We start from the raw sequence: 24015 nt of genomic DNA, 5'->3' as shown, positions 1-24015 counted from the left end.
TAGCCGGGCGCTTACATTGGGTATACCCCAGAAATAGCGCATCCCCAGCGCTGTGATCGCGAGCGCGGTCCTTGGAATCTGATCCCCATCGCGCTCGCGATCGGCTTCTCTCCCTCACGGATGAGAAGTCGGCTGCCCCGGCTCCTAGCCGCCCACTGCGCGCATGTAGTGACCGTCCGTCGATATTCCGGACGCTGCGACCGTGAAGCGCACGACCTCGCTCAGGTAGCGATCCTCCGACGCCTCGAAGATGTGCCCGTCCGCGTCGCGCGAGATGCGGCTCAGCCGCAGGATCGGCGTCCCTGAGGGGACTCGCAGCAACGCGGCATCCTGCTCATCCGCGGCGACCGCATCGATCTGGTGCTCGAGCCCGACGATGGGGTGCCCGACAGAGCCGAGGTACTCCGTGATCGAGATCTCGTCGGTGTCCACCTCGAACAGTCTTCGTCCGACCGCCTCGGTGTAGAAGAGCCGCTCGAGCATGGTCGGGCGACCGTCGAGCAGGCGCAGTCGAACGACGCCGACGATCGTGTCATCCGGTGCGACGCCGAGCATGTCCGCGCGATCACCCGCGCGGCGCAGGCTCAGCTCCTGCGTCTGCGCCCCCGGGGTGACCCCGAGATCTCGCGCCCATCGTGTGAACGGCACCGACATGTCGACCGCCTGGCTCGCCTTGCGTGCGACCACTCGTGCGGGGCGCCCGCGGCCCGTCTCTATGAGGCCTTCGCTCTTCAGCGCCGCCAGTGCATTGCGGATGGGGCCGCGCGATGTCTGCCATCGAGCCGCGAGATCCGCTTCGGTCGGCACATCATCGCCGGGGCGCAGGATGCCCGCGGCGATCTGCGCGCGCAGGTCGTCAGCGATCTGGGTGTATACAGCTTCGGCCACATAGGCATACTACTTGGCGTCCAGACGTGGCTGGCGTCCGTTGTGCGCGTGTTCATCCGGGGAAATCGCGGGTGAACGAGTCCTGAACTCTTCCGAGTTAGGTATATATCTCGACGTGCGGGCTGTCAGAGTTGCTCACGGATCACCCCTCCCACCGTGAAAGGTCCTCATGAAGCTCCGCGCTCTCCCCCTCCTCGCCGGCGCAGCGATCCTCGCGCTCGGTCTCGCCGCCTGCTCCGGCTCCGCCGAGGCCACCGGCTCGTCCGCCGCCGACGAGTCGTCCACCGCCAGCGGCTTCGCGGTCGACGAGAACACGCTCGTCTTCGGCGTCGTCCCCGATTCGGTCGACACCGAGACGAACTACCAGCCCCTGATGGACTACATCGCCGAGATCACCGGGAAGTCCGTCGAGTACCACGAGTCCACCGACTACGCGGCTCTCATCGAGGCCGCAGTCGCCGGCAAGGTCGATGTCGCCTCGTTCTCGGGCTTCACCTATGTGACCGCGACCAACAACGGCGCGAAGCTCACCCCGATCTCCTCGATCGTCACCGAAGAGGGCCAGGAGCCCGGCTACTACTCGCAGGCGATCGTCCCCGCCGACAGCGACATCTCGAGCATCGAGGACTTCGCGGGCAAGAAGGTCTGCTTCGTCGACCCGTCGTCGACGTCGGGCTACCTCTTCCCGTCGTACAACCTGCTGGAAGCGGGCGTCGACCCCCAGGCCGACATCACCCCGGTCTTCGCGGGCAAGCACGACGTCAGCGTGCAGAAGGTCGGCGAGGGAGTCGAGTGCGAGGTCGGCTTCGCGGAGGATTCCGAGGTCGAGAAGTCGGATGCCGTGAAGGTCATCGACGAGACGATGGTCCCTGGCGCCCCGCTCGTCTACTCCTCGACTCTGCCCGATGACGTCTCGAAGAAGCTCATCGACGGACTCTCCGAGATCACGATCGACGACATCATCGCCGCCGGCATCGACAGCGCCGACACGGACTCGTTCCGCAGCGTCTTCTTCGCCACGAAGCCGGTCGACGACGCGTACTACGACCTGATCCGCGACATCTGCAAGGAGACCGAAGCGGAGCAGTGCCAGGGCTGACCCCCGGCACTGACCATCGGTCGGGGTCGAGCGCCCTTCGTCTCATCCTCCGCAGCAGCTGCGGGAGGCGAAGGGCGCTCACCCACAGAAACGCGCACCACCCGAGCACGACGAACACCCGAGCACGACGCACCACTGGAGAGAATGCAATGAATGCGGCATCCGACGCCCTGATCCGCCTGGCGGGCGTGACCAAGAAGTTCGGTTCGACGACGGCGCTCAAGGACGTCTCGCTGCAGGTGTCACGCGGCGAGGTCGTCGTGCTGCTCGGCCTCTCGGGCTCGGGCAAGTCGACGCTGCTGCGCCACCTCGACGGCCTCGAGACTCCGACCTCCGGTGACATCGAGGTCCTCGGCGCGAAGGTTCCCACCCTCAGGGGCAAGGCTCTTCGTCGGCTCCGCAGCCGGGTGGGCTTCATCTTCCAGCAGTTCGAACTCGTGCCCTCGCTCACTGTTCTCGAGAATGTGCTGACCGGATCGCTGTCCGAGGTCCGCGGACCCCGATTCGGTCTCTGGGGCTACTCGAAGGCGGCGAAGCTCCGCGCGCTCGGGCACCTCGATCGCGTCGGCCTGCTCGACCGTGCCTACCAGCGCAGCGACACCCTGTCTGGCGGACAGCAGCAGCGCGTCGCGATCGCACGAGCCCTCATGCAGAAGCCCGACGTCCTGCTCGCCGACGAGCCCGTCGCCTCTCTCGACCCCGAATCGAGCGACCAGGTCATGGCGCTGATCCGCGAGATCGCCGCAGCCGAGGGCCTCACCGTCGTCTGCAGCCTGCACCAGGTCGACCTCGCGATCTCGTGGGCCGACCGCATCATCGGTCTGCGACACGGCGAGATCGTGCTCGACACCCCGACCACCGACCTCACCAAGGCGGAGGTCATGGAGATCTACGGACGCGTCGCGACGACGACCGCTGAGATCACGGCCGTGCAGGCCGAACTCATCGAGATCGCGGCGGACGTCGCCCTCGAGACGGCCGGCGATACCACCGCGGGCAACACCGACGGCGAGGGCGTCACCGAAGCCGCACAGCTCCACAGGGCGCGAGTCTCATGAGCCTCCTCTCCGACGCACCGCGCGCCCACGAGGTGCCCGCGTCCGCGACCGTCGCCGATCGTGCCCCGCGGCGTCCGATCTCGGCTGAACGCATCGCCGCAGGGCTGACCCTTCTTGCTCTCGTCGGCCTCGGCATCCTCGCGGTGAACGAGGTCGGCATCTCGATCCCGGCGATGGTGCAGAGCTGGGGCAACGCCGAGAACTTCATGGCGCGCGTCGGCGGACTCTCCTTTCCGGAACCTGCCGACCTCGCCTGGCTGATCGCCCTCACGGTCGGGCTCGTGCTGGTCGGCACGCTGCTCGCTGCGGTGCTCTCGGTGCCGATCGCATACCTCGCCGCCTCCAACACGACCCCGGGCAACGGATGGCGCGCCGCAGCGCGTTTCGTCGGCGTGCTCACCCGTGCGCTTCCCGACGTCGTGCTCGCCATGGCGTTCGTGCTCATGTTCTCGCTCGGCACCCTGCCCGGCATCCTCGCGATCGGCATCCACTCGATCGGCATGATCTCGAAGATGTTCGCCGACGCGATCGAGCAGATCGACGAGGGACCCCGGCTCGCGATCCGCGCCGCGGGCGGTTCGAAGATGCAGGAGTTCGTCTCCGGCATCCTGCCGCAGGTGCTGCCGAGCTGGGTCGCGACCGTGCTGCACCGCAACGACATCAACCTGCGCGGCAGCGTCGTGCTCGGCTACGTCGGCGTCGCAGGTCTCGGACTCGAGATGTCGTACGCGTTCAAGGCGCTCAACTACGGCAAGGGCCTCGGCATCGCCCTGGTCATCTTCATCCTGTGCGTGGTGATGGAGATCGTCTCGAGCATGGTGCGAGGTGCGATGCTCGGCAACCAGAAGCACACCCGCTCATGGATCGACCGGCTCATCCACCCCCGCCTCGGCGACCGGGTAGGCGAGGCCGCGAGCATGAGCCCTGCGTGGGCGGCCTCTCCGCAGAGCGCCGTACGTCGGCCGTGGACGGCCGAACGTGTGCGCAACACCACCGGCGTCGTGATCTCCGTGCTCGTCGTGATCGGCAGTGTGGTCGTCAGCCAGATCAACTGGATGGACTTCTTCACCTTCTGGGCGAAGCTCCCCGAGGTCGCCGCCAAGTTCTGGCCGCCGTCGTTCGGCAGCTACGACGCCTCCGTCATGCTCAGCGCGATGCGCGACACCGTCGCGATCGCACTCGCCGCCACCGTGCTCACCCTGCTGCCCTCGCTGATCCTCGGGTCGCTGGCTGCGAGCAACGTCGCACCGAGCGCCGGTGCGCGAGGCGTGGCACGATTCCTGCTCGTCGGCATCCGCGGCATCCCCGAGCTCATCCTCGCGATCGTGCTCGTGGTGATCACCGGCCTCGGGGCGCAGGCGGGAGTCATCGCGCTCGCCATCGGCGGCATCGGTCTGCTCGGCAAGCTGATCGCCGACTCGTTCGAAGAGGTCGACCGCGGCCCCGAGCGCGCGCTGCGAGCCGTCGGCGCCACGCGGCTGCAGACCTACACCTCGGCCACCGTGCCGCAGGGCATGCAGGCGCTCATCGGGCACAGCTTCTACATGCTCGACACGAACATCCGCGCGGCGACGATCCTCGGCATCGTCGGCGGCGGCGGGGTCGGCTACTACCTGCTCAACGCCAGCCAGGGCTCGCGCTACGAGACGGTCACCGCGATCGTGCTGATGATCCTCGCGACGGTGCTGATCGTCGAAGGGCTCGCGATGTGGATGCGCAAGGTGTTCCGATGACCCGCGCCGCGCTCACCACTGCGGGGAAGGCGGCGAACACGGCGGATGTCGTCGTCGTCGGCTCCGGCATCGTCGGTCTCGGCGCCGCCTACGCTGCCGTGCGACGAGGCCTGCGCGTCATCGTCGTGGACAGGGCGGATGCTCCGGTCGGCGCCACGATCCGTAACTTCGGCCACCTCTGCATCGGTGCGCAGGCGGGGGAGGCGCGGCGCTACGCGGACGCCTCCCGTGACCTGTGGCTTCGCCTGTCGCGCGACGCCGGCTTCTGGCTGCGCGAATCCGGCACCCTGGTCGCGGCCCGTCATGCCGACGAGATCGCGGTGCTCGAACAGGCGGCGACCGATGGTGGCATCCGGATGCTGGAGACCGACGAACTCCTGCGACGGGCGCCGCTGCGCGCGGACGGCCTCGTCGGTGGAGCCCATATCGAGACCGACCTGCAGACCGACCCCCGCAGTGCGGCCGCAGCCATCGTCCGGCACCTCGTGAGCCTGGGCGTCGAATTCCGCTTCCGCACCGCCGTGACAGCGGTGTCGGGCGGGCGCGTCGACACGACCCGCGGCGCGATCACAGCAGGTGTCGTCGTCGTCGCGGTCAACCACGACATCGACCAGCTGCTGCCCGAGGTCGCCGAGCGCATCGGGGTGGTTCGCTGCGCGCTCGACATGATGCGCGCGGCGGTGACGTTCCGGCATCCGCTCTCGGCCCCGCTGCTGACGGGCTGGTCGCTCGTGCGGTACGGGCGCTTCGCCGACGGCGAGGCGACGGTCGCACTGCGGGAGCGCCTGCATGCAGAGCGCCCCGATCTCGCAGCCCTCGACCTCAACCAGATGTACACGCAGCTGCCCGACGGCACGCTCATCATCGGCGACTCGCACGCCACGTCCACAGCGCCTGTGCCCTTCCAGCCCGAAGCCGCGTTCGCCGCCTTCCTCGCCGAGGCGGAGGCGCTCTTCGACATGCCGGCACCGCGTGTGCTGGAGCGCTGGCAGGGCGTCTACGCCAAGGCGTCGCAGGACTTCCTCATCGACAGGGGCGACGAGGGGGTGCTGGTGCTCGCCGCGACCACCGGCATCGGAATGACCACGGGTCTGGGGCTCGCCGAAGAGAATCTCACCGCCGCCTTCGGGTGGACACCCGCAATGGAAGGAACACCATGACCACTCCGATCGAAGAAGGCCGTCCGCTCGAAGAGGGCCGCGCGATCGAAGAAGGCCGCGCTCTCGAGCTCGTCGTCCTCGACATGGCCGGCACGACCGTGCTCGACGACGGGGTGGTCGAGACCGCCTTCCGGCGCGCCGCCGAGCGCACCGGGGTCGCGGATCGGATGCCGTGGGACGACGCCCTCGCCCATGTGCGCGCGACGATGGGCCAGTCGAAGATCGACGTGTTCACGCATCTCGCCGGGGGCGATCGCGCCGCTGCGGAGCGCGCCACTGCGGCATTCGAAGGAGCATACGCCGAGATCGTCGCCGAGCAGGGAGTCACCGAGATCCCCGGGGCGGCCGATGCGATCCAGGGCCTCAAGGATGCGGGCCTCACCGTCGTGCTCACGACGGGATTCGCGCCGGTGACGCGGGATGCGCTGATCGACGGTCTCGGCTGGAACGGTCTCGTCGACCTCGCGATGTCGCCGGTGGATGCCGGTCGAGGGCGCCCTGCGCCCGACCTCGTTCTCATGGCGCTGATCCGCACGCGGACCTCGTCGGTCGGAGCTGTCGCGGTGGCGGGCGATACCGTCAGCGATGTCGAGTCGGGGCGCCGCGCCGGGGCGGGATTCGTCGCCGGTGTGCTCACCGGGGCCCACCGCGTCCGGGCGCTCACCGAGGCCGGCGCCGACGCGGTGCTCGCCGACGTGACGGAGCTTCAGGGCGCACTCGCCGAGCGAGGCCTGCTGCCTCTCGTCGCCACCGTCTGAGACGGGCGGACGACATGGGAACGCTGCTGATCCGTCCTCCCGGACAGCGCCGGGATGTCGCGCTGCGTCCGGCCGCGACCGCCATGGTGTGGATCGGCCAGGGGCACGCTCACGAGACGATCGCGGTTCCCGGCGTCGCGCTGGCCGAGCACGACGTGCTCGTCGCGGTGGAGATGTCGACTATCTGCGGGTCGGACGTGCACACCGTGCAGGGGCGCCGGTCGGCTCCCGTGCCGCTGGTGCTCGGGCACGAGAGCGTCGGGCGGGTGATCGCTACGGGCGACGCGGGAGCGACCGCGGTCGACGGCACCGCTCTGCGCATCGGCGACCGCGTCGTATGGTCGGTGACGATCTCGTGCGGCACATGCGATCGCTGCTCACGCGGCCTCACGCAGAAATGCCGCGACCTCGGCAAGTACGGCCACGACAGGGTCGGAGTGCACGGCGACCTCACCGGCGCCTTCGGCACCCACGTGCAGGTGCGAGCAGGCACGGCGATCGTGCGGGTGCCCGAGTCGCTGCCGGCATCCGTGCTCGCACCCGCATCCTGCGCGACCGCCACCGCCTGGGCCGCCGTGGCCAGAGCGGCGCGTGATCATGACCTCGACGGGGCCGCAGTGCGCATCCACGGCGCGGGTCTCGTCGGGCTCTCTGCCGCGGCGATCGCGGTGGAGCACGGGGCGACCGTCGAGATGCTCGACCCTGCGCCCGACCGTCTCGCCCTCGCCGCACGGTTCGGAGCGGGTCAGCTCGACTGCGATCCCGACGTCGTGATCGAGGCATCGGGGCATGCCGTGTCCGAGGCGATCGCCGGTGTGGGCATCGGTGGCACTGTCGTGCTCGTCGGCAGCGTGTTCCCCGCAGACCCCGTGCCCTTCGACGCCGAGAGCACCGTGCGGCGTCTGGTCACGGTCGCCGGAGTGCACAACTACACCGCCGCGGAACTCGCTGAGGCGGTCGCCTTCCTCGCCGGTCGAGGGCGTGCGTATCCGTTCGCAGAGGCCGTCGGCGAGGTGCGTCAACTGGCGGCGATCGACGAGGCGATCACCGCCGCTTCCGCGCCGGGGGCTCCGCTTCGGATAGCGCTCGTGCCGGGGCGCTGAGCTCAGCCGAGCTCAGAGACCGGGTACAGCTGAGTTCACCGTTCGCGTGCGGCTGCTCTCAGCGACCGCGTGCGGCTGCGCTCAGAGAGCGCGTGCGCTCAGACGGATGCCGCAGGCGAGCCTGTACGCCGGGGCCCCGCGGGCCGGATCCCCTCGGCGTGGAACGCGAGCAGCCGCGTCGCGGTGTCGACGGTCTCATCGAGGATCTCCTGAGGGCCGCCGGTCAGCGCCAGCATCCGGTGGCCGACGCCGTCGCCCGTCGCCCATCCGATGAACACGGTTCCGGGCTCATGCCCGCCCTCGGCATCGGGACCGCCGACACCGGTGGTCGAGACGCAGAGGTCGGCGTCGAACAGGCGTCGCGCGCTCTCGGCGAGATGCTCTGCGCACTCGGCCGAGCACGGGTCCGTCCCGGGGGTCAGACCGAGCAGGTTCTCCTTGACGTCGGTGAGGTAGGCGACGATCCCGCCGGCGAACCACTCGCCGGCATCCCCACCTGCGCCGATCATGCTCGACAGGCGTCCGGATGTGAGCGACTCGACCACGCAGACGCGCAGTCCGCGCTCTGCGGCGACCTCGCTCAGACGATCCAGCGCCGACTGCTCCTGCGTCACTTCTCTTCGGTGGAGTCGTCGTGCGTCGGCGCATCCGTCTCGACGCTCGCCGCGTCCTCGTAGTCGGGGCGGGGAGGCTGCAGCGGCTGATCGGAGTACTCGCCGCCCTTGCGGCCGCCGTACGGGCGGCCGTGGTCGGCGAACTCGTCGCGCGCGAACACGAGCTCCCACGGTCCGACCGTGAATCGAGCTCCGGTGCGAAGGGTCTGCTTGCGCTCGCCGGGGTGCGTGGCATCCGCGTCGGGGTTGGTGTTCATCTCGCCCTCGCCGTGCAGCTCCACGACGTACTCGTCGCGGTCGTCGTGCGTGATCGTGGCGTGCACGGGGTCGGCCTCATCGAGGCGCAGCTCGCTGTCGGCAGCGGAGCCGATGCGCACCACATCGACCTCGAGCAGGAACTCGGAGCGCAGGTCGTCGCGCGAGACGCGCAACCGGGGGTTGCCCGCACCGAACTCCGCATGGGTCGTGGTGGGGCTGTATCCCTCGTCGGGGCGGTCGTCGATGTGGCGTGCATTCATGGTGCCGTCTCCTCGCAGTCAGAGACAGGATAGACGGGACGAAAAAGGGTGCGGAGGGGGTTGACTTCGTGGCCCGGGGCCCGCAAGCTCGCCCACGTACAGGCCGCGATCGGGGTCCGGTCATCCAGTGGGGATGATGTCATTTCTTCCCCCTATGATCGATGCGATGCACCTGGAACATGGGAGGAGAGGGCTGCATGGGCAAGTTCATCTACGAGGGCAGCGTGAAGACCGAGATCGAGGATCGCGCGCTCACTCACCTGCAGCTGGTCATCACGGCGAAGCTGCGCAGGGCTGAGCCCTTCCCCTTCAGCTGGCGTGAGGACTCCAGCGTCGGCGGTGGCCGCACCACGGTGTGGGTGCAGCCGGGCAGCTCACTCGTCTTCAAATACTTCGGCAGCCGGCAGCCGTCGGTCAACAGGGCGTGGATCGAGGCCTTGGCGTTCACCGCCAACGCGCCCAGCGGCCTGTACCTCGTTCCCGAGCCGCAGGAGGCGCCCGGTTCCGCGCAGGCCGCCGATGAGGTTCCTTCCGCGCCGCCCGCCTGAGCCGCCCCCGTCTGAGCCGCCCCTCGCGACATCGTGGCGACCTGACAGGCCCGTAGGCTGGGTGGGTGAAGCAGTCCGCGTCGTCCCGCCCTCTCGTGGGCGTCGCTCTCGTCGTCTGCTCCTGCCTCTCGCTGCCGTTCGGTGCCGCCGTCGCCGCTCAGCTCTTCCCCGTGCTCGGCCCGTGGGGAGTGACGTCGCTGCGCGTCGCGATCGCCGCTCTGCTTCTGATCGTCATCGTGCGGCCGCGCCCCATCCGCTGGAGCCGGTCGCAGTGGCTCGCCGCCGTGTTCTTCGGGCTGTCGCTCGCGGGCATGAACGGGTTCTTCTACGCGGCGATCGACCGCATCCCGCTCGGCCCCGCCGTCGCGATCGAGTTCCTCGGCCCGCTCGTGCTCGCCGCGGTCCTCACCCGGCGTCTCGCGGATGCCGCCTGGGTCGGCGTCGCTCTGCTCGGCATGGTGCTGCTGGGGATCGACGGGCTGATCGGCTCCGAGCCGCTGGATCCGCTCGGCCTCGTGTTCATCCTGATCGCGGCCGGCTTCTGGGCCATGTACATCAGGATGAGCGCCCGTGTGGGCGCGATCATCCCCGGCAGCAGCGGCCTCGCGGTGGGGCTCGTCGTGGCCGCCGTGCTGCTGATCCCGGTCGGCGTTCCCGCGGCCGTCACGGTCGCCGGCGACATGCAGCTGCTGCTGCTCGCCGCGGTCACCGCCGTGCTGTCCTCCGTCATCCCGTACAGCTTCGAACTCGCCGCACTCCGCCGTCTGCCGCAGCGCGTGTTCGGCGTGCTGCTGAGTCTCGAGCCCGCGTTCGCGACTCTGGCCGGGTGGCTGATCCTCGGACAGAGCGCGACCCCGCTGCGGATGCTCGCGATCGCCCTCGTGGTCGCGGCCAGCGTCGGCACCACGCTCGGCGTGCGTCGGCAGCGACGCCCGGCGGATGCCGAATCGGACCGCGACGGGACGGACCGCGACGACGGGGCGGATCGCGACGAGCCGCATCCCGACGACGAGACCGGGCCGTTCACCGCGCCGATCCCGCTGCCGGAGTGACGACGGTGGCGTGTCAGGCGGCGACCGCCGCGGAGATGGGCAGAGGGTAGCGGCGGCGAAGCAGGGTGCGCTGCACGAGGGTCCACACGACCGTCACCGTGAGGTAGAGCGCCGCGGCGAGCGGCACGAACACCGCGAAGACCGCCGTCAGATAGTGCAGCGCGCTCGTGACGCGCAGCATGGCCGGTGAGTTCAGAGGCGAGTCGCCCTCGACCGGGGCCGGCGTGAAGACGCGACGCGTGATGTCGGCGACGACGAGCATGATGACGATCAGCACGCCGAACACCAGCAGCGTCGACGGCGATGCGGTGCCGCCGAACACCGAGGAGACGAGGCTGGTGCCCAGCGGAGCGCCGAAGAGGTCGTGCGTCAAGAGGTCGTTGGGGTGCCCGGCGATCTCGGGCCGGATGAAGAGCGTGTACAGCAGGCCCACGATCGGCGCCTGAGCGAGCACCGGCAGCATGCCGGCGAACGGAGACGTGTTCTCGGAGCGGTAGAGCTCGAGCATCTCCTTCTGCAGTCGCTCGGGATTCTTCTTGTGGCGTCGCTGCAGCTCGCGCAGCCGAGGTGCGAGACGCGCTCTCGTCTGCTCGGCTCTGGCCTGAGAGAACCCCACCGGGATCAGCAGGGCGCGCACGAGGAGGGTGACGAGAACCACGGCGAGGGCGGCGGAGGACGCCCCCGCGAGGGGGTCGAGAAGGGAGGCGAGCCCTGCGAGCGCGCCGTAGGCAGCGTCGAGGAGGGCGGTCAGGGGAGGGAAGGCGAAGATGTCCATGGTTGTCCGTTCGTGTGTCGGGAAGGGTCGGCGAAAGCCGCGCAGTCCCGTACGAGGACGGACTACGCGGGAACGGCGACTCCCGGCGCACGAGGGCGCGGGTGACCGGCGGCGTCAGGATCGCTCTGGGCCAGCAGCGTCGAGACGTCGATCGCCCGCAGCGGATGCGGAGCGGTGCTCGGCGAGGGCGGTGAGACACTGAGCGCGACGACGATGGTGAGCGTCGTCAGGGCGATCAACGCGATCGCGAGACCGAGGGTGGCGGCATCCGGCACCGTGACGATCCCGAGAGCGGACGCGACGAAGGCGAGCATCTGCCCGAACCACTCGCTCATGCGCGCCTCCTTCCCAGCGAGCGTAACACCGGGATCCGGGAGCAGGATCGACTGCGGGCGCCTGCCCTCAAGCGTCCTGGCGGCGATAGCCTCGAAGCATGACTGACCTGCGTGAGCTGCTCGGCATCGAGCATCCGATCTTCCTCGGTCCGTTCGGTGGACTCTCCTCGGTCGCCCTGACGGCGGCGGTCAGCGAAGCCGGCGGACTCGGCGGATACGGCCTCTACGGCTATGACGGAGACCGCATCCGCTCGACTGTGGCCGCTCTGCGTGAGGCGACGTCGCGTCCGTTCGCGGTCAACATCTGGCTGCCCACCGGCGACGAGGTCGCACCGAACCCTCAGCACACCGTGTTCGCCCAGGCGCTCGAGCCGTTCTACGACGCCGTGGGCGTAGAGGTCCCGAGCCGACCCGAGCGCTACCTGCCCCCGCTCGACGAGCAGCTCGACGCCATCTGGGAGTCCGCTCCGCCCGTGCTCAGCACCGTGTTCGGCGTGCCCTCGGTGGAGCTCGTCGACGAGGCTCACCGCCGCGGCATCCGTGTCGTGGGAGCTGCGACGACCGTCGCCGAAGCCACGGCCCTCGCCGAGGTCGGGATCGATGCCGTCGTCGCGACCGGGCTGGAGGCGGGAGGGCATCGGGTCTCGTTCCTGCGACCGCCTGAGGAGTCGCTCGTCGGCACGTTCGCGCTCATTCCCCAGGTCGTCGACGCCGTCGACGTGCCGGTGATCGCCGCCGGCGGGATCGCCGACCGGCGAGGTGTCGCCGCGGCGTTCGCGCTCGGAGCCTCGGGCGTGCAGGTGGGCACAGCGTTCCTGGCGACGGCGGAGTCCGCCGCGAACGACGCGCACCGAGAGGCCATCCGATCCACCGCAGCCGACGGCACCGTGCTCACTCGCGCGATGAGCGGACGCCTCGCCCGCGGTGCCCGCAACACAGTGGTGCGCGCTATCGAGGCCGGTGGCATGATCGCCCCGTTCCCGATGCAGAACTGGCTCACCGGGCAGTTCCGCACGGCGGCAGGCCAGCAGAATCTCGGCGAGATGCAGTCGCTGTGGATGGGCCAGGGGGCACCGCTCGCCGGCTATCCGACGGCGGCGGAGGCGTTCGCCGAGATGCTCGCGGGAGTGCCCGAGGGCCGCTGAGCCGACGCTGTCGCTAGAGGATGACGGTGGAGCGCCCGTGCACGATCACGCGGTCCTCGGCATGCCACTGCACGGCCCGCGCGAGCACCAGGCGCTCGACGTCGGCGCCGCGGCTCTGCAGGTCGGCCGCCGACTCGGAGTGCGTGACGCGGGTCACGTCCTGCTCGATGATCGGACCCTCGTCGAGGTCGGCCGTCGCATAGTGCGCGGTCGCCCCGATCAGCTTGACGCCGCGGTCCTTCGCACGGGCGTAGGGGTTCGCGCCGATGAATGCGGGCAGGAACGAGTGGTGGATGTTGATGACCGGCGCGCCGAGCCCCTCGATGAAGCCGTCGGTGAGGATCTGCATGTAGCGCGCGAGCACCACGAGGTCGACGTTCCCGCGCAGCAGTTCGAGCTGACGCTGCTCCATCGCCTGCTTGTCGCCCGAGGGGATGTGCACGAACGGCACGCCGAAAGACCGCACCGACTCGGCGAGGTCGGGGTGGTTGGACACGACCATGGTGATGTCGATGTCGAGCTGGCCGCGCTGCGTGCGCCACAGCAGCTCCATCAGGCAGTGGTCGTACTTCGACACGAAGATCGCAACGCGCTTCCGCCGTGCGGTGTCGTGCAGGGACCACTCCATACCGAACCGCTCGCCGACCTGCGCGAGGTCGGCCTCGAGCGCGACACGGGCGGCGGCGAGGCCGGGCAGGTGGATCACGGTGCGCTGGAAGAACCGACCGCCCTCGGAGTCGGTCGAGTGCTGGTCGAGCGAGATGATGTTCGCGCCGTGGGCTGCGAGCACGCCGGCGACGGCGGCGACGATGCCGGGCTGGTCGTCGCAGGCGATGAGCAGGCGGGCGGTGTCGGGCTGAGACATGGGGGCTCCTCGGGGGTGTGCATCGATTCTGCCGTGGATGCGACCACCGGGCGAATCGCGGGCGCGCTCTCGCTACTCTGAGTCTGTGAACGCGGGCGATCTCGGACTGGTGCTGATCCCGCTGCTCGCCGTGGCAGCGCCGCTGCTCGCGCGCGGCATCCGCCCCGTCGTCCGCGTGCCGATCATCGTCTTCGAGCTCGTCCTCGGGATCCTCGCGGGCCCGGCCGTGCTCGGCTGGGTCGAGCCGACGGGCATCCTCGAGAAGCTCAGCGACTTCGGTCTGGCGCTGCTGTTCTTCGTCGCAGGGTCGGAGATCGACTTCCGGGCTGTGGCCGGCAGGCCGCTGGCGCGCGCCTCGATCGGGTGGGTCATCAGTGTGGTCCTGGGCCTCGTCATCGGGTTCGCGCTCGCTCCGGGCGAGGGGACGGTCGTGATCGCGATCGCCCTCAGTTCCACCGCGCTCGGCACCCTGATGCCGATCCTGCGCGACGCGAAGGAGACCGACACCCCGTTCGGCCGCGCGGTCACGGTGATCGGCGCGACCGGTGAGTTCCTGCCGCTGATCGCGATCTCGCTCTTCCTCAGCACCCGCACCACTCCTCTCGCCACGGCGGTGCTGCTCGCCTTCGTGGTTCTCGCGGGTCTCGCGGTGTTCATGGCGCACCGGGTGTCGCACGGGCGTCTGCACGCATTCGTGCGCGCGACGCTGCACACCTCCGACCAGTTCGGCGTGAGATTCGTGCTGCTGCTGGTCGCCGCCCTCGTCGGCCTCAGCGTCATGCTCGATCTCGACATGCTCCTCGGTGCCTTCGTCGCCGGTGCGATCTGGCGGATCATCATGGCCAGGGCCCCGAAGAAGGATGCCGAGGCGATGGAGACGAAGATCGAGGCGATCGCCTTCGGCTTCCTGGTGCCGATCTTCTTCCTCTACACCGGTGTGAACTTCGACCTCGAAGCGCTCGTGACCTCCTCGTCGGCGATGCTGATGCTGCCCCTGTTCCTCGGAGCGCTGCTCGTGCTCCGCGGGGCGACCGCGCAGCTCTCCGCGCCACCCGGCGCGACCGCGAAAGACCGCACCGCACTCGGACTGCTGGCCGCCACCGGCCTGCCGATCATCGTCGCCGTGACGGCGATCGGCGTGGACCACGACATGATCGATACCGGCACCGCGGCAGCTCTCGTCGGGGCGGGGATGCTGTCGGTGCTCCTGTTCCCGCTGATCGGCATGCTGATCCGCGGCGACGCGGCCGTGCTCGTCGCCCCGAAGCCGGTGCGAGACATACCCCAAGGAGAGTTGTGACGACGGCATCCGCACTGCTCACGCAGGCCGTGACCGACCTGGCAGGACTGCCCAAGGAAGGGCTCGGCGAGGAGCGGGATTCGCGCTGGCGTGGCCAGCGGATCGTCCGGGTCGGCGAGGCCTGGCACCTCGGAGTGCTGCTGCTCACCGAAACCCACGCGCTCGCGACTGCCGAGGTACTGCGCGCCGCCGATCCCGGTCGGCGCGGCTACACGGCGGAGTCCGCACGCGAGCGCGCCGCGCGGCGGGCACTCGCGCTGCGCGGAGGGTTCGGAGAGGGCGAGATCGCGCACATCGGCTGGACGGTGATCGATGTGGATGCCGTCGACGCGGGCGGCGAGTCCGGGCCGCTGAAGATGATCGAGGGCGTGCCGTCGGTGCACTGGAGCACCGCAGGAGGATGGATGCCGTTGGAGGCGTACCTGCGCGAGCGGGTGGAGCTGCTCCGGGGCTAGGCCGTGGCGAACGTCTGCGCGAACCGGCGCAGGAGCGCTGCGCCCTCGGTGACGGATGCCGAGAGCACCTGGCCCTGCACGAGGTCGAACTCGTCGGGGTCGAAATAGCCGGTGGTGCGGTAGAACGTCATGCGGTCGGCGAAGTCACGTGGAGTGGGCTCGGGGTGGAACTGCGCCGTGTAGAGGTGCGTGCCCACGCGGTACGCCTGCACCGGACAGGTGTCGTTCGTGGCGAGCAGCACTGCGCCATCGGGCACGGCGGCAGCGCTCTCCTTGTGTGCCGTGAAGACGGTGAGCGCGGGGGCGCTCGGCCCGAAGACCGGATCGACGGCGCCCGCGGCGGTCGTCGAGATCACGGTGGCGCTCGCGGACTCCGGGGTGTCCGAGGTGACCTCGCCGCCGAGCATCCGCGTCACGACGCCGATGCTGAAACACGTGAAGAAGGCCGCGATCTCGCCGGCGATCGACTGTCGGGCGATCTGCTCGAGGTCGGCCTCGACCCGCAGCTGCACCGGGGACTTGTGCTCGTCGCTCACGTTGAAGGGCGAGCCGCCGACCACGACGCCGCTGTAGCGTGCGAGGCGGGCGGGATCGAGACGCTCGGTGAGCAGATCGAGGCGGTCGACGACGTCGACGCCGAGCGCCCGTCGGAACGAGGCGTGCTCGGCATCCGCCGCCCCGAGTTCGGGGCGCACACAGACATAGAGAAGCGAGACCACCACGAGAGTCTAACGACGACGCGACGGGGTCGATGTCGCGACCGTCACACTGCGGGCACGGACTCGCGCAGGTGTCGTCACGGCATCGTCACCGCATCGTCGCGGCGTGGTCACCGTGACGAGTTCGTGGTGCGCCCGCGGACGATCCCGATGAAGGTCTCGACATCGGGGGTCGTGTGCTCGCGCCGCCAGGCGAGCGCGACGGTCGACACCGGTCCGTCGACGAGCGGGCGTTGGCCCACATCCTTGCGATGATGCAGCCGGGCCAGAGACATCGGGACGATCACGATACCCGTGCCGGCGGCCGCGGTCACGATGGCGTCGGCCACCGGAAGCGGCGCGAAGCGCGGCGCGACGGCGCCGGGGATGTCGAGAGGACCGAGCGGATCGTCGACCGGGGTCATCACGACCTCGCCGGCGAGATCCGCGAGGGTCAGCTCGTCGGCCGCGAGCAGGTGAGACTCGACGGACGCCACGACGACGGGCACCTCGTCGTACAGCGTGATCAGGTGCAGCGAGTCGTCCTCCAGAGGCAGACGCACGATCGCCGCGTCGAGGTCACGGATGACCTCCGACTGGGCCGCGACCTCGATCGGCACGAGCTCGAGCGGCACATGGGGCATCCGGCGCTTCCACGCGTCGATCCACTTGCCGGGCGTGGCTCCGGGCACGACGCCGAGGCGGAAGGTGCGGGGCTCCTCGGGCTCGGCCTCAGGGGCATCGAAGACCACCTTGGCGGTCTTCTTCGGCGGCTGGGGAGGCGGGAAGCGCTGCGCCGGTGCTGCCCTGTTGCGGCGCACGGGCGAACCCTTGCCGGCGCGTCCAGCCGGTCGTCGTCCCTGAGTCGCCATGTCATCCAGGGTACCCGCCCGATGCGGCGCGCCAGAGGCGGCGTCACGGTGGGCAGGGGCGGTCGGCTCTGCCGGCGGGGTCAGGCTGCGAGCCAGAGCCCCTTCTGGTTGGTGGCGACGGTCAGTCCGGCCGCCACCGTCTCGTCGTCGCCGATGCGCGCGCCGCGGACGATGCGTGCTCCGGCTCCGACCTCGGTGCGGACGCCGATGTGCGCGCCGTCACCGACGGCGGCACCCTGCCCGATGTGTGCGTGCGCGTCGACGTGCGCACCCTCGCCGATCACGGCATCCGGTTCGATCCAGGCGCCGCGGGCGATGGTCGCCCCTGCGCCGATGCGCGCGCCGGGTTCGATGTACGCGCCCGCTTCGATGTGCGCCTTCGGATGGACCTTCGCGCCATGCGCGACGAGACCGCGGCCATTGGCGTGCTTGCGATACCGCAGCGTCGCGCCCTGGTCGTTCTCGATGTCGACGTAGTTCTTGCCCACGATTCCTCCCCGTGTTCCGGAGTTCTCCGGATATATCAATAACCACAGGGGCACCGGATTCATTCCCGAGCATGGATGCGGATTCATTCCCGAGCATGGATGCGGGGTCTTCCGGAGCGTGGATACGGCTCAGCGCTGGCAGACAGGGCACCAGAATGTGATGCGTTCTCGAGTCGGGTCCGCGCCCTGTTCACCGCGGCGGATGAGGGTTCCGCACCGCCTGCAGGGGCGCCCGGCGCGGCCGTAGACCCAGGTTCCCTGCCCGGGACGATCGACCCCTGTGAAGGTGCGATGTCGGCGGTCCCGATTGGCGCGGATCGTGCGCACGCCGAGGTCGAGGAGGGCTGCGACGTCGACCTCAGGGGTGGGCGTCGTCGGCAGGATTCCGCGGAGGAAAAGGAGTTCCGCTGCGTATTCATTGCCGAATCCGGCGACGTTCCGCTGATCGAGCAGGGCGACGTGGATGCTGCGGGTGTCTGCGCCCAGTCGTCGCGCTGCCTCGGCCGCATCCCAGTCCGGACCGAGCGGGTCGGGGCCCAGATATCCGACGAGCTCGTCTTCGTCGCGGGTCGGCACGACCTCGATCTCGGCGAGGTCGATGCCCACGGCCTCGCGCTGGGCTGTTCCGACGATCGCCCGCACCTTGAACGCCGGATGCCGCCATTTCTCGCCCGCGCGGTAGACGAGCCACGCGCCATCCATGCGCAGATGGGAATGCAAGGTGCTGTCGCCGATGCGCAGCAGCAGGTGCTTGCCCCGCGCGATCGACGAGTGGATCGGCTGGCCCGTCAGATCGAGGGTCGCGAAGCGGGGGACTCGCAGGTCGAAACGGGTGACCTCGCCGCCGACCAGGGCCTCGTCGAGACGTCTGGCCGCGCGGAAGACGGTGTCGCCCTCGGGCATCAGGCGCGCCCTGGTCCGGGACGCGGCGGAGCGGCCTGCGGCGGAGCTGACTGCGGCGGCGGGAGCAGCGGTGCGGGGGTGGCGCCCGATGCGGGAGGCGGGGGGAGCGGCGCGGTACTGGAGCCCGGCGCGGGCGGCGGCGGAGTCGCGTGTGCGACCTGCTGCAGTGCTGTGCGCTGCAGCATGGTGCGGGCGAGGGCCGTCGCTCCGGCCACGGCCGCCGGCATCACCGCGACAGCACCGCCGGGGATCAGGAAGCACAGCTGCGTCGCGACGCCGAACCCGAGCACCCGCGCCCTGCTGCCTCGGAACAACGCGGCGCGGTCGGCGGGCGAGAGATCGCGGGCGTCGAAGGCACGGCCCGTGAGCTCGCGTGCCAGCATCCGTCCCGAGAGCACGACACCGGCGACCGCGGCCACGAAACCGCCCACGAGAGGCACGAGCCCCAGGAGCAGCACGAAGAGCGCGATCAGGATGCCGAGCAGCACCAGGCGGAGGCCTTCGCCCACCGCCATCCAGAAGCCGCCGCCGTCCGTGGCGGGGGCGTCGCCGAGATCCGTCTCGACGGCTCGCCAGATGCGCTGATAGAACGGGTCGCCGATCGCCAAGGCGAGAGCGCTGAACACGGCGCTCGCGAGTGCGAGTGCGGCGACGAAGACGACGATGCCGACGGCTGCCCGGAGCGCGGAACGCCACGCGGGGATCCAGCCGTCGGCGAACGGCGTCAGCATGTCGGAGATCGGGCCGAGCGAGAGAGCGAGGGGGATGAGCCCCGCGAGCAGGACGATGGCCGCGATGACGCCGGGAACGAGTCCCAGTGCCATGAGGCCTGGACGCCGCCGCCACGTGCCGAAGCCGCGAAGCAGGGTGCGGACGCCGTCGAAGAACTCCCGGATCATGCGTCCAGCCTAGGAGCAGGCGCCGCGCGCACTGTCAGATCGCCTTGCGGAGCGTGTAGCCGCGAGGCGTCGCCACGAACCCCGCCTCCTGCAGCGCCAGCGCGAGTTCGGTGCCATAGACGCCTTCGCCGTTGACCTTCTCGACCGTGAGGGTGTCGAGACGTCGTGCACGCGCAGTCGTGGCCAGGTCCGTCGCAGCGGCCCGCAGCACATCGGCGTCGTCGGTGAAGCACAGCACCGTGCGCCCGCCGCGTTCGAGATAGAGAACGAGTGATCCGTCGACGAGCACGACCAGGCCGCCCGCCTTTCGGCCGGGGCGGTGCGACACGTCGTCGCGCTTGGGCCATCCGAGCGCGGCACCGTAGGGGTTGGCGGGGTCGGTCGCGGCGAGTGTCACCGCCTTGCGCGGAGGAGGATCCGCGAGGCCTGCGAAGGTGCGAAGACGGTCGACCGTGGCGGATGCCGCGAACTGCGCCGCCCCGAGTCGCTCGATCACGTAGCCACGCCGGCAGTGCCCCGCCTCCTCGAAACCGGCGAGCACCCGATACGTCTGGGCGAAGCCGCCGGGTACGCCCTCGGCCTGCACCGCTCCGCGCGTGACGACTCCGTAGCGGTCGAGGAGCAGTCCGGCGGTCACGGTGGCTCGACGAGCAGCATCCGTCTCGACGGAGGGGAGCAGCGACCAGCGTCCGCCGATGGAGGTCGGACGCGGTGCTGTGCGGGCGAGCGACATGCCCCGATAGGCACGCGTGCGCGGGGCCCGGCGGGCGACCCGATGTGCCTGCGACCCTCCCGCGAGCAGTGACCTGATCGGAGCGAAGGTGTCGTTCGTCACTCGTCCTGCCCAGGTGAGCGCCCACAGTGCTTCGAGGACGGACTGCTCGTTCTCGGCAGCGACCATGTCTTTGAGCTGTGCCGCGAAGTAGGCGCCGCCGGCCTCGAGCGCCGCGAGCACTCGCGCCTCGAGAGAATCCGCAGCGATCTCGTCGTCGGGTTCGGGGAGGGTGAAGGGGGCGAGGTCGGCGGGGTGCAGCGACACCCAGCCGTCGCGGCCCGGCAGCGTGCCGTGTCCCGACCAGATGACCTCGCCCGCAGCGGTCAGCTCATCGAGCAGGGCGGGGGAGTAGTCGCGCACGCGTGACGGCAGGACCAGGGACTCCCAGGCGCTGGCGGGGATCGGAACGCCGGCGAACTGCTCGATCACGGTGAGGACGCCGTCGAGTCCTTCCAAAGGGCGTCCCAAATGCTGCCAGTCGGGCAGGAAGCGCGCATACGCCTCGGGCGAGACGGGTTCGACGCTGCCGCGGATCGCGGCGAGCGACCGCATCCGCAGGCGGCGCAGCACTTCGGTGTCGCACCATTCGGTCTCGTTGCCGGAGCCTGAGGCCTCGGGAAGGAAGTAGCCGCTGGTGAGGCGGCCCGAGTGCTCGAGTCGTTGGAGGGTGTGGCGCGCGACGGCGGCGCCGAGCCCGAAGCGCGCAGCGACGGCATCCGTCGTGAACGGACCGTGCGTGCGCGCGTAGCGCGCGATGAGGTCACCGAGCGGGTCGGCGAGGGGTTCGAGGAACGCGACCGGGATGCCGGTGGGCAGCGCCGCGCCGAGCGCATCGCGCAACCGGCCGGCGTCTTCGATCGCGGCGACCCTGGTGGTACCGGCGACCGTGACCGGGATCGCGCGTCGTGCGGCGATCAGCGCGTCGAGGTGCTCGGAGCCCGAACCCGTCTCGGGGTCGAGGCGCGCGTCGATCTCGGCCGCGTCCATGGGGCCGAGCATCCGCAGCAGGTCGGCGACGCCCTCGAGCCCGCGAGCGCGCCGCTCGGGGTCGAGCCGCTGCGCCTCGCGCTCGAACTGGGCGATGACGTCGGGGTCGAGGAGCTCGCGCAGCTCGACTGTGCCGAGCAGCTCGCCGAGAAGCGCAGGGTCGACCGACAGCGCGGCCGCACGGCGTTCGGCGAGCGGCGAATCGCCCTCGTACATGAACGCGCCCACGTAGCCGAACAGCAGGTCGCGTGCGTAGGGCGAGGGCTGCGACGGCTGGGTCTCGATCAGTCGGATGCGGCGGTCGGCGATCGACACCGCGAGCTTGCGCAGCGACGGAAGGTCGTAGACGTCCTGCAGCACCTCGCGGAGAGTCTCGAGGATCACCGGGAAGGTCGGATGCCGCCGGGCCACCTCGAGCAGCTGCGCCGACCTCTGGCGCTGCTGCCAGAGCGGTGTGCGCTTGTTCGGATTCATCCGCGGCATCAGGAGGGCGCGGGCCGCGCACTCGCGGAACCGGGAGGCGAACAGCGCGGATCCGCCGACCTCCTGCGTGACCAGCTGCTCGAGCTCGTCGGGGTCGAATACGAACAGCTCGGCCCCGGGCGGTTCGGCCTCGGCATCCGGAATGCGCACGATGATGCCGTCATCGCTCGCCACGGCCGAGCCCTCGACTCCGAGGCGCTCGCGGATGCGCGCGTTGATCGCGAGCGCCCACGGCGCGTGCACCTTCATGCCGTATGGGGAATGCAAGATGACCCGCCAGTCGCCGACCTCGTCGTGGCCGCGTTCGACCGTGAGAGTGCGGTCGGTCGGCAGGGTGCCCGTCGCCTCGCGCTGCTCGGTCAGGTGCGCCATGAGGTTCATCCGCGCCTGCTCGTCGAGTCCTGCCTCGATCAGCCGCTGCGCCGCCTTCTCGGGTGTCGCCGCCGACACCTCGCGCGAGAACCTGCCGAGGGCCTCTCCCAGCTCGAACGGACGGCCGATGCCGTCGCCATGCCAGAACGGCACTTTGCCCGGCTGCCCGTAGGCGGGGATGACGTTGACCCTGTCGTGAGTGATCTCGGCGATCCGCCAGCTCGTCGTGCCGAGTGTGAACACGTCGCCGACGCGGGACTCGTAGACCATCTCCTCATCGAGCTCACCGACGCGGGCACCGGTCGACTCGCCCGCGACGAAGACGCCGAAGAGTCCGCGGTCGGGGATCGTACCGCCGCTGGTGACGGCGATGCGCTGTGCGCCGGGCCGTCCGGTGAGGGTGCCGGCGTCTCTGTCCCAGACGAGACGCGGGCGCAGTTCGGCGAACTCGTCAGAGGGAAAGCGCCCGGCGAGCAGGTCGAGGGTTGCCTCGTACGCCGACCGGGGGAGGGACTGGAAGGGTGCGGAGCGCCGCACGGTCTCGAACCACTCCTCGACGCCGATCTCGCCGAGGGCGCTGGCCGCCACGGTCTGCTGGGCGAGGATGTCGAGCGGATTGCGAGGCACCTGGATCGCCTCGATCTTGCCCGCCAGCATCCGCTCGGTGACGATCGCGGTGTGCAGCACGTCGCCGCGGTGCTTCGGAAAGAGCGCCGCGCGGCTGATCTCGCCGACCTGGTGGCCCGCTCGTCCGACGCGCTGCAGCCCGGATGCCGCTGACGGCGGCGCCTCGACCTGGATCACGAGATCGACCGCGCCCATGTCGATGCCGAGCTCGAGACTGCTCGTCGCGACGACGCAGCGCAGCACGCCCGATTTGAGTTCCTCCTCGACCTGGGCGCGCTGCTCCTTCGACACCGAGCCGTGGTGGGCCTTGGCGAGCACGGGGTCGGCACCGGCGGTGGCGCCGGCCTGGGCCATCATGGCCGCGGGCACCGATGCCTCGGGAAGCACGACGCCGATGCGCTCGGAGTAGATCTCGTTCAGTCGTCCGGTGAGACGCTCGGCGAGGCGGCGCGAGTTCGAGAACACGATGGTCGATTTGTTCTGCAGGATGCGATCGACGATCGCCTCCTCCACATGCGGCCAGACGGACCCGGTGACCTCCGTGTACTCGGCGTCGGCGGCGTCGCCGGCATCCGTCGGCGCGCCGGGAGGCGGCGGCGGGTTCGTCATGTCGTCCATCGGCACCACGACACCGAGCTCGAACGTCTTCGATGCGGGCGGGGCGACGATCTCGACCGGGGCGGCGCCGCCGAGGAAGCGCGCGACCTCATCGATCGGGCGCACCGTCGCCGACAGCCCGATGCGCTGTGCGGCGACTTCGTGGCCGTGCGAGCGGCGCAGTGCGTCGAGTCGTTCGAGGCTCACCGCGAGGTGGGCCCCCCGTTTGGTCGCGGCGACCGCGTGCACCTCGTCGATGATGACTGTATGCACGTCGCGCAGGGTCTCGCCCGCGCGGCTCGTGAGCATCAGGTAGAGCGACTCGGGGGTCGTGATGAGGATGTCGGGGGGATCGGCCACGAGCTTGCGGCGATCGCTCGATGTCGTGTCGCCCGAGCGCACTCCGACCGTCACCGCCGGGGCCTCGACGCCGAGGCGCCGTGCTGACTGCCCGATGCCGATGAGGGGCGATCGCAGGTTGCGCTCGACGTCGACGCCGAGCGCCTTCAACGGCGAGATGTAGAGGATGCGGGTGCGGGAGTCGTCTTTCTCCCGGTCGGTCTTCCGCTCCTTCTTGCCTGCGGACTCTTTCTTCCCGGCGCGCTCATTCGTCCCCGTGCGTTCGATGCTCGCCGTGCGCTCGCGGAACACGCTGTCGATCGCCCAGAGGAATGCCGAGAGGGTCTTGCCGGAGCCGGTGGGTGCGACGACGAGTGCATGCTTTCCCGCCGAGATCGCGTTCCAGGCTCCTGCCTGGGCTGGCGTGGGTGCGGGAAAGGCACCCCGGAACCAGTCTTGCGTGGCAGGGGTGAAGCGGTCGAGCACGTCGCTCATCCCTCCATCATCACCCGAGCCACCGACATCGGCGTCGCCATTGTCGGTGGGCGAGTGCATGCTGTAGGCGTGGC

23 protein-coding genes are annotated in these 24015 nt (G+C 70.1%); 11 read left to right on the top strand and 12 right to left on the bottom strand.

Features of this window, described 5'->3' with window-relative positions:
- Positions 1-144: 144 nt before the first annotated feature.
- The gene (locus MRBLWH13_RS11905; protein ID WP_341955219.1) at positions 145-888 is read right to left on the bottom strand and encodes a GntR family transcriptional regulator; all 744 of its coding nucleotides are present in this window, start codon (positions 886-888) and stop codon (positions 145-147) included.
- Positions 889-1057: 169 nt separating this feature from the next.
- Here MRBLWH13_RS11905 and MRBLWH13_RS11900 point away from each other — a divergent pair, with 169 nt between their 5' ends.
- From MRBLWH13_RS11900 to MRBLWH13_RS11875, 6 genes are all read left to right on the top strand, one after another.
- Complete coding sequence (locus MRBLWH13_RS11900) at positions 1058-1987, top strand: phosphate/phosphite/phosphonate ABC transporter substrate-binding protein (protein ID WP_341955218.1); 930 nt, start codon at positions 1058-1060, stop codon at positions 1985-1987.
- Between the two features lie 149 nt (positions 1988-2136).
- Positions 2137-3045: a phosphonate ABC transporter ATP-binding protein gene (gene phnC / locus MRBLWH13_RS11895; RefSeq protein WP_341955217.1), complete on the top strand. Its 909-nt coding sequence runs from the start codon at positions 2137-2139 to the stop codon at positions 3043-3045.
- Positions 3042-4778, top strand: a complete 1737-nt coding sequence (gene phnE, locus MRBLWH13_RS11890; RefSeq protein WP_341955216.1) for a phosphonate ABC transporter, permease protein PhnE — start codon at positions 3042-3044, stop codon at positions 4776-4778. The genes phnC and phnE overlap by 4 nt, the downstream gene beginning before the upstream one ends.
- Complete coding sequence (locus MRBLWH13_RS11885) at positions 4775-5938, top strand: TIGR03364 family FAD-dependent oxidoreductase (RefSeq protein WP_341955215.1); 1164 nt, start codon at positions 4775-4777, stop codon at positions 5936-5938. The genes phnE and MRBLWH13_RS11885 overlap by 4 nt, the downstream gene beginning before the upstream one ends.
- Positions 5935-6696 (top strand): HAD family hydrolase, encoded by a 762-nt coding sequence (locus MRBLWH13_RS11880; RefSeq protein ID WP_341955214.1) that lies wholly within the window; start codon positions 5935-5937, stop codon positions 6694-6696. The genes MRBLWH13_RS11885 and MRBLWH13_RS11880 overlap by 4 nt, the downstream gene beginning before the upstream one ends.
- Before the next feature lie 14 nt (positions 6697-6710).
- Positions 6711-7799: an alcohol dehydrogenase catalytic domain-containing protein gene (locus tag MRBLWH13_RS11875; protein ID WP_341955213.1), complete on the top strand. Its 1089-nt coding sequence runs from the start codon at positions 6711-6713 to the stop codon at positions 7797-7799.
- A gap of 98 nt (positions 7800-7897) precedes the next feature.
- On the opposite strand, the gene MRBLWH13_RS11870 is transcribed toward MRBLWH13_RS11875, so the two are convergent.
- Together MRBLWH13_RS11870 and MRBLWH13_RS11865 are read right to left on the bottom strand one after the other, a co-directional pair.
- Positions 7898-8413 carry a nicotinamide-nucleotide amidohydrolase family protein gene (locus MRBLWH13_RS11870; protein ID WP_341955212.1) on the bottom strand — a complete coding sequence of 172 codons (516 nt, stop codon included), beginning with the start codon at positions 8411-8413 and terminating at the stop codon, positions 7898-7900.
- Positions 8410-8931: an FHA domain-containing protein gene (locus tag MRBLWH13_RS11865; protein WP_341955211.1), complete on the bottom strand. Its 522-nt coding sequence runs from the start codon at positions 8929-8931 to the stop codon at positions 8410-8412. The genes MRBLWH13_RS11870 and MRBLWH13_RS11865 overlap by 4 nt, the downstream gene beginning before the upstream one ends.
- A 197-nt stretch (positions 8932-9128) precedes the next feature.
- On the opposite strand from MRBLWH13_RS11865, the gene MRBLWH13_RS11860 reads away from it, so the two are divergent.
- Positions 9129-9479, top strand: coding sequence for an ATP-dependent DNA ligase (locus tag MRBLWH13_RS11860; RefSeq protein ID WP_341955210.1), 351 nt, complete (start codon positions 9129-9131; stop codon positions 9477-9479).
- Between the two features lie 65 nt (positions 9480-9544).
- The gene (locus MRBLWH13_RS11855) at positions 9545-10531 is read left to right on the top strand and encodes a DMT family transporter (protein ID WP_341955209.1); all 987 of its coding nucleotides are present in this window, start codon (positions 9545-9547) and stop codon (positions 10529-10531) included.
- Positions 10532-10544: 13 nt separating this feature from the next.
- Here MRBLWH13_RS11855 and yidC read toward each other — a convergent pair whose 3' ends face one another.
- Positions 10545-11306, bottom strand: a complete 762-nt coding sequence (gene yidC / locus MRBLWH13_RS11850) for a membrane protein insertase YidC (RefSeq protein WP_341955208.1) — start codon at positions 11304-11306, stop codon at positions 10545-10547.
- Between the two features lie 62 nt (positions 11307-11368).
- Positions 11369-11641, bottom strand: coding sequence for a DUF6412 domain-containing protein (locus MRBLWH13_RS11845; RefSeq protein ID WP_341955207.1), 273 nt, complete (start codon positions 11639-11641; stop codon positions 11369-11371).
- A 98-nt stretch (positions 11642-11739) separates the two neighbouring features.
- Here MRBLWH13_RS11845 and MRBLWH13_RS11840 point away from each other — a divergent pair, with 98 nt between their 5' ends.
- Positions 11740-12786 carry a DUF561 domain-containing protein gene (locus MRBLWH13_RS11840; protein WP_341955206.1) on the top strand — a complete coding sequence of 349 codons (1047 nt, stop codon included), beginning with the start codon at positions 11740-11742 and terminating at the stop codon, positions 12784-12786.
- Positions 12787-12799: 13 nt separating this feature from the next.
- On the opposite strand, the gene purU is transcribed toward MRBLWH13_RS11840, so the two are convergent.
- Positions 12800-13651 (bottom strand): formyltetrahydrofolate deformylase, encoded by an 852-nt coding sequence (gene purU / locus MRBLWH13_RS11835; protein WP_341955205.1) that lies wholly within the window; start codon positions 13649-13651, stop codon positions 12800-12802.
- Between the two features lie 85 nt (positions 13652-13736).
- On the opposite strand from purU, the gene MRBLWH13_RS11830 reads away from it, so the two are divergent.
- Complete coding sequence (locus MRBLWH13_RS11830) at positions 13737-14951, top strand: cation:proton antiporter (RefSeq protein ID WP_341955204.1); 1215 nt, start codon at positions 13737-13739, stop codon at positions 14949-14951.
- Entirely contained in the window at positions 14948-15406 is a 459-nt protein-coding gene (locus tag MRBLWH13_RS11825) for a glutaminase (protein ID WP_341955203.1), read from the top strand. Before MRBLWH13_RS11830 ends, MRBLWH13_RS11825 begins: the two co-directional genes overlap by 4 nt.
- Here the strand turns inward: MRBLWH13_RS11825 and MRBLWH13_RS11820 are convergent.
- The 6 genes from MRBLWH13_RS11820 to MRBLWH13_RS11795 form a co-directional block, all read right to left on the bottom strand.
- Positions 15403-16125: a GMP synthase gene (locus MRBLWH13_RS11820; protein ID WP_341955202.1), complete on the bottom strand. Its 723-nt coding sequence runs from the start codon at positions 16123-16125 to the stop codon at positions 15403-15405. The genes MRBLWH13_RS11825 and MRBLWH13_RS11820 overlap by 4 nt on opposite strands.
- Positions 16126-16235: 110 nt before the next feature.
- Positions 16236-16976, bottom strand: coding sequence for a LysR family transcriptional regulator substrate-binding protein (locus MRBLWH13_RS11815; RefSeq protein ID WP_341955201.1), 741 nt, complete (start codon positions 16974-16976; stop codon positions 16236-16238).
- An 80-nt stretch (positions 16977-17056) separates the two neighbouring features.
- Positions 17057-17464, bottom strand: a complete 408-nt coding sequence (locus MRBLWH13_RS11810; RefSeq protein ID WP_056313010.1) for a DapH/DapD/GlmU-related protein — start codon at positions 17462-17464, stop codon at positions 17057-17059.
- A gap of 129 nt (positions 17465-17593) precedes the next feature.
- Positions 17594-18367, bottom strand: coding sequence for a DNA-formamidopyrimidine glycosylase family protein (locus MRBLWH13_RS11805; RefSeq protein ID WP_341955200.1), 774 nt, complete (start codon positions 18365-18367; stop codon positions 17594-17596).
- Positions 18367-19266 (bottom strand): EI24 domain-containing protein, encoded by a 900-nt coding sequence (locus MRBLWH13_RS11800; RefSeq protein WP_341955199.1) that lies wholly within the window; start codon positions 19264-19266, stop codon positions 18367-18369. Before MRBLWH13_RS11800 ends, MRBLWH13_RS11805 begins: the two co-directional genes overlap by 1 nt.
- Positions 19267-19300: 34 nt before the next feature.
- On the bottom strand, positions 19301-23941 hold the full coding sequence (locus tag MRBLWH13_RS11795) for an ATP-dependent helicase (RefSeq protein ID WP_341955198.1): 4641 nt from the start codon (positions 23939-23941) through the stop codon (positions 19301-19303).
- Between the last annotated feature and the right edge of the window lie 74 nt (positions 23942-24015).

The sequence above is a fragment of the Microbacterium sp. LWH13-1.2 genome (genome assembly GCF_038397735.1).
Taxonomy (GTDB): domain Bacteria; phylum Actinomycetota; class Actinomycetes; order Actinomycetales; family Microbacteriaceae; genus Microbacterium.
Note: the sequence above shows the minus strand (reverse complement) of the source record. Positions and strands in the feature narration are given on the sequence as shown.